Below are 7988 nucleotides of genomic sequence, written 5' to 3' on the forward strand. Positions count from 1 at the left end.
GCCGAAGACACCCGCACCCCGCCGGAGGCACCGCGCATCACGCCGGCCGCGACCGAAGCCCCTCCAGCAGGATGTCCAGCAACCGAGCCGACGCCGCAGCCTGCTGGGCCGCGTCCGGCAGCGAGGGCGCCGCCGTGGCGATCACCAGCAGTACGTCCGCCACCGTGACGTCCGCACGCAGTTCGCCCGCCGCGCGAGCCCGGTCCACGAGCCGCCCCACGACCTCCAGCAGCTGCGCCGCACCCGCGTCGTCCTCGATCGACACGACCTCGACGGACTCCTGCAGGGGAGCCGGCCGCTGCTCCACGAGCCGCAGCTCGGGCGAGAGCGGCTGGGACCGCTGCTGCGGCACCCGCGTCTCGTCCAGGACCGTGCCCTCGGACCCCTCGTCGCCGACGCCCACCCGCAGGATCTGCGGAGGCAGCAGCCGCCCGGCACCCGAGGCCACCGACGTCCGCAGGAAGCGCGAGAGCGCCGACCACGGCTCGTCCTCCTGACCCAGCGCGGAGCGCGCCTGGTCGGTCAGCCGGGAGGTCTCCTCCTCGGCTATCCGCCGGACCAGGACGTCCTTGCTCGGGAAGCGCCGGTACACCGTGCCGACACCGACGCGGGCGCGCCGTGCCACGTCCTCCATCGGCGCGCCGTACCCCAGCTCGCCGAAGACCTCACGGGCCGCTCGAAGTACGTGCTCCAGATTGCGCTGTGCGTCCACGCGCAGTGGCGTCGTGCGCGACGGGTCCCCCACGCCGCGTCCGTTCGATGCCGCCGCACTGATCGCTCCGCCCGCTCCGATGGCAGACGCGGAAGACCATTGAGAGTCCTGAATGTGCATATGTGTTCCCCCGGTAATGACGTCTCCCCCCGGAGACTCTCCCCGCCATTGACAGCCGGAGCGAGCGGAACAGCCTTCGCCGCGCGGTCTCGCCGCACGAACCCGTCGAGCGCATCCCCCTACACCCCGATGACACACGAACATAGTTGAGTGGGGGTCAATTCAGAAGGGGCAGGTTCCGCACGGAGCGCCCCCCGATCGGGCTACGGGCCGCATACGTCCCGGTTGCGCCCCCTACTTCCACCCCGCTCACACCCGCTGACCTGCGAAGCTTCCCCGCACTCCGGCAAATCGGCCAACCGTGCGCGTCTCAGGCGCCCGGTCACACAAATTGACGGGCCTGTGGACAAACTCCCGTAGCCGGTGCGTCATGGGTGAGTGAAGGAACGTGCGCGCATTCTCGTTGTCGGCGGCGGCTACGTCGGGATGTACACCGCTCTCGGGCTCCAGCGGAAGCTGAAACCCGAGCTCAGGCGGGGCGACGTGGAGATCGTCGTGGTGACGCCCGACCCGTACATGACCTATCAGCCGTTCCTGCCCGAGGCCGCCGCGGGCTCGATCTCACCGCGCCACGTCGTCGTGCCGCTGCGCCGCGTCCTCGACCAGTGCCGGGTCGTCATCGGCGAGGCCGCGTCCATCGACCACGCCAAGCGCACCGCGACCCTCACCACCCTCGCCACCGAGGAGGAGGGCACGGGCCCCGAGCAGATCACGTACGACGAACTCGTGCTGGCCCCCGGCTCCGTCTCCCGGACCCTCCCGATCCCCGGGCTCGCCGAGTACGCCATCGGCTTCAAGACCGTCGAAGAGGCCATCGGGCTGCGCAACCACGTCATCGAGCAGATGGACATCGCCTCCTCCACCCGCGACCCCGCGATCCGCGACGCCGCCCTGACCTTCGTCTTCGTAGGCGGCGGTTACGCCGGAGTGGAGGCCCTCGGCGAGCTGGAGGACATGGCCCGCTACGCCGCGCGCTACTACCACAACGTCAAGCCCGACGACATGAAGTGGATCCTCGTCGAGGCCTCGAACCGCATCCTCCCCGAGGTCGGCGAGGACATGGGCAAGTACACGGTCACCCAGCTGCGCCGCCGCAACATCGACGTACGCCTGGAGACCCGCCTCGACTCCTGCGCGGACCGCGTCGCCGTCCTCAGCGACGGGGCGCGCTTCCCGACCCGTACGGTCGTGTGGACCGCCGGCGTGAAACCGCACCCCGTCCTCGCGGCCACCGACCTCCCGCTGAACGAACGCGGCCGTCTGAAGTGCACCGCCCAGCTGACCGTGGACGGCACCACGCACGCGTGGGCCGCGGGAGACGCCGCCGCCGTCCCCGACGTCACCGCCGCCGAGCCCGGCACGGAGACCGCCCCCAACGCCCAGCACGCCGTGCGCCAGGCCAAGGTCCTCGCCGACAACATCGCCCGCTCGCTGCGCGGCCAGTCCCTGGAGACGTACTCGCACAAGTACGTCGGCTCGGTCGCCTCCCTGGGACTGCACAAGGGTGTCGCGTTCGTCTACGGGCGCAAGCTGAAGGGCTACCCTGCCTGGTTCATGCACCGCGTCTACCACCTGAGCAGGGTGCCCACCTTCAACCGCAAGGCCCGCGTGCTCGCCGAATGGATCCTGTCGGGGCTCTTCAAGAGGGAGATCGTCTCCCTCGGTTCGCTCGAACATCCCCGTGCGGAGTTCGAACTCGCGGCCGGTGGAAAGCCTCCTCAGAACCCGAAGGGGTCGTCCTGACCGGACCAAGGAACTCCACCGGGCGCGCCCGCGTCTGACGGATGTCGGTCCGGTCGGACACACTGGTCCACACCATGGGCGGGCCGACCGCTCGCCCTTCAAACCCACGAGGCCTGTCCCACTGTGAACTTCACGCGCTGGAGCGCCCGGCTCCCCGGAACGCAGCGCCGCGCGGCAGCGCGGACCGAGGATTCGCCGACGGCGCTCCCTTCGGAGGGCTCCGTGCCCGCGGCACGCGCCGAGCGGATGTCCGACGCGGCGCTCCTGCCCGTCGTCGACGAGCTGCCGGTCCGCGAGGTCCTCGACCGCATCCCGGCCCTCGTCGCCCTGGTCCAGGGCCCGGACCACCGCCTCGCGTACGTGAACGACGCCTATGTGGCGGCCTTCGGCGTCCGCCCGGCCGGCGAGCCCGCCCGCGTCGCGCTCCCCGAGCTGGCAGAGATCGGCCTGCTACCGCTCCTCGACCAGGTCCTGCGCAGCTCAAAGCCCCGTACGGTCAAGTCCCGCAAGGCCCCCGGCGGACGCTCGTACACGTTCACGTGCACACCGGTCGAGGTCTCGGCCACTCCCGAAGGGAGTGGCGTACTGATCTTCGCCGCCGACGTGACGGACCACGCCGAGGCCGCCGAGCGGCTGCGCGCCAGCGAGCGCCGACAGCGCGAGACCGCCGTCACCCTCCAGCGCTCCCTGCTGCCCCAGGAGCTCGAAGAGCCCGACGACCTGCGCGTCGCCGCCACCTACCACCCCGGCGGCACGGAGGCCGCGGTCGGCGGCGACTGGTACGACGTGATCACCCTCGGCGGCGGCCGCACCGCCCTCGTCATCGGCGACGTCATGGGCCGCGGTGTCCGCGCGGCGGCCGTCATGGGCCAGCTCCGCACGGCCGTCCGTGCCTACGCCCGCCTCGACCTGCCCCCGCACGAGGTCCTCCAGCTCCTGGACGGCCTCGCCATGGAGATCGACGCCAACCAGATCGCCACCTGCGCGTACGCCGTCCACGACCCGAACGAGGGCCGGCTGGTGTACGCCTCCGCCGGCCACCTCCCGATCCTCGTCCGCGACGAGAGCGGCACGGTCCTGCGCGCCGACGAACCCACCGGCCCCCCGCTCGGCACGGGCGGCTGGATGCACGCCTCCGGCTCGATCCCCCTCGGCCCCGGCTCCACCGCCGTGCTCTACACCGACGGCCTGGTCGAGCGCCGCGACGCGGACCTGGACGAGGGCATCGCCTCCCTGGAGCGCGCCCTCGCCGGCGCCACCGGCACCCCCCAGGTCGTCTGCGACCGCCTGGTCCGCTCGGCGGGCGTGACCGCCGACCACGACGACGACGTCGCCGTCCTGGTCCTCCAGCACCCGGCCCGTACGGGACCGGACAGCGAGCTCTTCCGCAACGCCGCCCTGGAGCTGCTCGGCGGCGTGGAAGCGGCCCCACGCGCGCGTGCCTTCGCCTCCGGCGTCCTCACCAGCTGGCGCTTCCCGACCGACCTGCACGACCTCGGCGTACTGGCCGCGAGCGAGCTCGTCGCCAACTCCCTCCAGCACGGCACCCCGCCCATGCGCCTCAGACTCCGCCGCACCGACCGGCGCCTCATCGTCGAGGTCACCGACGGGGACGACCACCTCCCGCGCCGCCGCCGCGCCGAGCCGGCCGACGAGTCCGGCCGGGGCATCGCGATCGTCGCCACCATCGCCTCGAACTGGGGCTCCCGCCGCACCCCGGGCGGCGGCAAGGCGGTGTGGTGCGAGTTCGCACTCCCGCGCACCACCTGACCCAGGAGCCGCGCGGCATCTGGTCGGACCCGCCCCGCGGTGCTAGTAGCTCACCCATGGCTAGCTCACCCCAGGCAGAAGAAACGGGCTTTCAGCTCAAAGGCAGCGCTCCCGAGCGCTACGAGGAGTACGGCGCACCGATCAACGCACCGTTCGTCGAGGCGGTGCTGGACGCCGTGGACCTGTGTCCCGGCCACCAGGTCCTCGACCTCGCCTGTGGCACCGGCTTCGTGGCCCGCGCGGCCGCCGCCCGGGTCGGCCCCACGGGCCATGTCGCGGCCGCCGACTTCAACGAGGGCATGCTCAAGGTTGCCGCCGCCAAGGCACCCCGCATGTACCCGGACATCGAGTTCACGCCGGCCCCCGCCGACCGCCTCCCCTACCCCGACGACACGTTCGACGCCGTCCTCTGCCAGCAGGGCGTCCAGTTCTTCCCCGACCTCGGCGCGGCCCTCGTCGAGGCGTCCAGGGTCCTGCGCGCCGGCGGCCGGTTCGCCGCCACCGCCTGGGCCGCCCGGGACCGCTCCCCGTACTTCGAGGCCCACCACCGCGCCATCACCGAGTACGGCGGCCCGGAGGCCGAGGCGCACCTCGCGATGGCCTTCTCCTGCCCCGCCGAACGCCTCACGGCCGCCCTCACCGACGCCGGCTTCCACGACGTGGTCAGCCATGACATCACCTTCGGCATCACCCTGCCCCCGCTCGCCGCCTTCGCCCGCGGCCACCTCTCGGCCGTCCCCTGGGGCCAGGCCATCGAGGAGGCAGGCGGCCCGGACTGCCTCACCCAGGCGGCAGAGGCGGTGGCCGCGACCCTCGCCGACCACACGAACCCAGACGGCACGGCAACGCTCCCGTTCACGTCCACCCTGGTGACAGCCGTCCACTGAGCACATCCGCGCAAACAGCAGGACGGCCGCCACCACATGAGTGGTGACGGCCGTCCTCAGTTCCTCTTGCTCCGTACGCCCGTCAGGCCGCGGTCTGCACGGACTCGGCCGAAGCCCCGCCCCGCGCCACAACCCGGCTCTTAGCCAGCGACGGCTGATTCTGTACGGGAGTGAGCTGCTTCCCCAGCCGCACCGCCAGGAACGTGATCCCCAGCGAGAACAGCAGGAACGTCACGACGTACGGAGCATGCAGCGAGGCCCCCATCGGACCGCCCACCGCGGGCCCGACCGCGAGCGCCAGCTGCTTCACCAGGGCGAAGGCGGAGTTGTACTGCCCCGCCATCCCGCTCGGCGCCAGATCCGCGACGAGCGGCGCGACGGTCGGCGACAGCATCGCCTCCCCGAGCCCGAACAGCGCGTACGTCGACACGAACGCGGCCGTCGCCATGGTCTGGCTGGCGTGCCCGAGCCCTGCGTACCCGGCGACGACCCAGGCGAAGGCCCAGATCAGCCCGACAGCGGCGATCACTCGGGACCGCTTCCGCCGCTCGACGAACCGCAGCACGGCGAACTGGGCGACCACGATCATCGCCGTGTTCGCGGCAAGCGCGGTCCCGAGCGCGGACGTGGAGATCCCGGCCGCCTCGACGCCGTACGCGCTCAGCCCCGACTCGAACTGCCCGTAGCAGGCGAAGAACAGCACGAAGCCCACCGCGCACAGCTGCACCATGGCCCGGTTGCCGAGCAACTGCTTCCAACTGCCCCTGGCTCCTCCCGGCGCACCCTCGACCTTGGGCGCCCGCGGCATCCGTACGGTCGCCATGATCACGGCGAGCAGCAGGAACATCGCCGCCTCGATCGAGAACAGCAGCGTGAAGGAGCTCGCCCGCGAGGCGTCGACGAGATGACCGCCGATGAGCCCGCCGACCCCGAGGCCGAGGTTCTGCAGGAAGAACTGGGTGGCGAAAGCGCGCGACCGCGTCTCGGCCGACGAGAAGTCCACGATCATCGTCGCGAGGGCCGGCTGCATCACGGCCTGACCTGCACCGAGAGCGGCTGCGGACAACAGCACGGTCGTCGAGCTGCTCGCGAGCCCGAGGCTCAGCGCTCCGACGGAGGCGGTGACCAGGGCGGCGAGCAGCACCGGCAGCGGGCCCCGGCGGACGATGGCCCGCCCGGCGAACGGCAGCACCACGAGCGCGGCCACGGCGAAGACGGCGAGCACGAGCCCCGCCGTCATCGCACCAAGATCCCGTACCTGCGCCACATAGACGTACAGATACGGGACGGTAAAGCCGAGCCCGAACGCGCTGAGTGCGTTGCCCACATGGATCCGGCGCATCTCAGCGCCCATCGCCCTGGTCACTTTCACCTGCCTTGGTAGGAGAAGTCTTACGTCTGCCTCAGGAGTTAGAGGTGAAGACTTCGAAGCTAAAGTTAGGATCTAAACAGTACATCCCGAAGGACTTCAACGCCAAGCGGGCGCGTGCCATACTGCGGCCCATGGGTGACACCCGCCGCGTCAGCGAGCCGACGATCGAAGAGCAGATCGCCGCCTACCAGCGCGAATTCCAGGACCTCGACCCCCAGGTCGAGAAGATCGTCTCGGCGCTGGGCCGCCTGAACCGCCGCATGAACGTCGCCTACGGCCGTCAGACCGCCACCCTCGGCATCAGCAACGCCGAGTGGGAGGTCCTCAAGGCCCTCGTCCTCTCCGGCGCCCCCTACCGAATGGGCCCGAGCGACCTCGCCAAGCGACTCGGCCTCACCCCGGCCGCCATGACCCACCGCATCGACCGCATGGTCGCGGAGGGCCTGGTCACCCGTGAGCGCGACGAGTCCAACCGCGTACGCGTCATCGTGGAGCTCACCGAAGAGGGGCGCTCGAAGTGGCTGGCGGCCATGCGTCTCGCCTCCGTCTTCGAGGAGGAGCTGCTCCAGGACCTCTCCCCGGAGGATCGCGGAGTCCTGGGCGAGGTGCTCACCCGGCTGCTGCGCCGCGTGGAGCACGCCCAGCCGGACGCCGGCGGCCGGCTCACCGACCTTGACTGAAGCCTGAGTTGGGGCTCGGCCCCGGCTCGGACTTCCTGCTCGCCGCTGGTTTGCCGGGTGGCCGCCCGGGGGAGACTTGACACTCCCCTCGCCGGTCCGTAAGGTTCTTCGAGTTGCCACGGGGCCGTAACGGTTCTGCGACAGCACCTCCGCCGCAGAAGCGGCACACCAAACCATCAGCACGATCTCCCCAACGGGGCGAATTCGGCGTGCCCGAATTCAATTCGATTTGGGGCCGGCAGCCCGATTAGGAACTGCCGAGAGGATCCGCTAAAGTTTGGATCGTCGGAACGGCCCAACAGCCGCAAAGACAAACCCGGTTGACAGGGAGTCAGACCCGAAAGGATCTGATACAGTCAACACCGCCGGAAGGCCGAAAGGCCGGAAAGTACCGAGGAAATCGGATCGGAAAACGGTCTGATAGAGTCGGAAACGCAAGACCGAAGGGAAGCCCGGAGGAAAGCCCGAGAGGGTGAGTACAAAGGAAGCGTCCGTTCCTTGAGAACTCAACAGCGTGCCAAAAATCAACGCCAGATATGTTGATACCCCGTCCACCGCATTATGTGGTGGGTGGAGGTTCCTTTGAAAAAGTCCTGCCGGGCATTGTTCCGGCAGGCGCATCAGCGAGGACGCTGTGAATCATTGATCTTATTCCGATCGGTGGTTCCGCTCTCGTGGTGTTGTCCCGATTACGGGAATACATT

General features: G+C 70.3%; 6 protein-coding genes. 4 read left to right on the plus strand and 2 right to left on the minus strand.

Annotated features, from left to right (window positions below; translation table 11 throughout):
- Nucleotides 1–37: 37 nt before the first annotated feature.
- On the minus strand, nucleotides 38–832 hold the full coding sequence (locus AOK17_RS43155) for a TetR/AcrR family transcriptional regulator (RefSeq protein ID WP_055618114.1): 795 nt from the start codon (nucleotides 830–832) through the stop codon (nucleotides 38–40).
- Nucleotides 833–1210: 378 nt separating this feature from the next.
- On the opposite strand from AOK17_RS43155, the gene AOK17_RS43160 reads away from it, so the two are divergent.
- The 3 genes from AOK17_RS43160 to AOK17_RS43170 all read left to right on the plus strand — a co-directional run bounded on the left by AOK17_RS43160 (nucleotide 1211) and on the right by AOK17_RS43170 (nucleotide 5232).
- Complete coding sequence (locus tag AOK17_RS43160) at nucleotides 1211–2575, plus strand: NAD(P)/FAD-dependent oxidoreductase (RefSeq protein WP_079053612.1); 1365 nt, start codon at nucleotides 1211–1213, stop codon at nucleotides 2573–2575.
- A gap of 123 nt (nucleotides 2576–2698) precedes the next feature.
- On the plus strand, nucleotides 2699–4345 hold the full coding sequence (locus AOK17_RS43165) for an ATP-binding SpoIIE family protein phosphatase (RefSeq protein ID WP_055618115.1): 1647 nt from the start codon (nucleotides 2699–2701) through the stop codon (nucleotides 4343–4345).
- 56 nt (nucleotides 4346–4401) lie between these two features.
- Nucleotides 4402–5232, plus strand: coding sequence for a class I SAM-dependent methyltransferase (locus AOK17_RS43170; RefSeq protein WP_055618116.1), 831 nt, complete (start codon nucleotides 4402–4404; stop codon nucleotides 5230–5232).
- An 82-nt stretch (nucleotides 5233–5314) separates the two neighbouring features.
- Here the strand turns inward: AOK17_RS43170 and AOK17_RS43175 are convergent, their stop codons facing one another.
- Nucleotides 5315–6586, minus strand: coding sequence for an MFS transporter (locus AOK17_RS43175; RefSeq protein WP_055618117.1), 1272 nt, complete (start codon nucleotides 6584–6586; stop codon nucleotides 5315–5317).
- 149 nt (nucleotides 6587–6735) lie between these two features.
- On the opposite strand from AOK17_RS43175, the gene AOK17_RS43180 reads away from it, so the two are divergent.
- Complete coding sequence (locus AOK17_RS43180) at nucleotides 6736–7284, plus strand: MarR family winged helix-turn-helix transcriptional regulator (protein WP_055618118.1); 549 nt, start codon at nucleotides 6736–6738, stop codon at nucleotides 7282–7284.
- The last annotated feature ends 704 nt before the right edge of the window (nucleotides 7285–7988 follow it).

Origin of the sequence: Streptomyces phaeochromogenes, assembly GCF_001418655.1 — a bacterium.
GTDB classification, from domain to species: domain Bacteria; phylum Actinomycetota; class Actinomycetes; order Streptomycetales; family Streptomycetaceae; genus Streptomyces; species Streptomyces phaeochromogenes.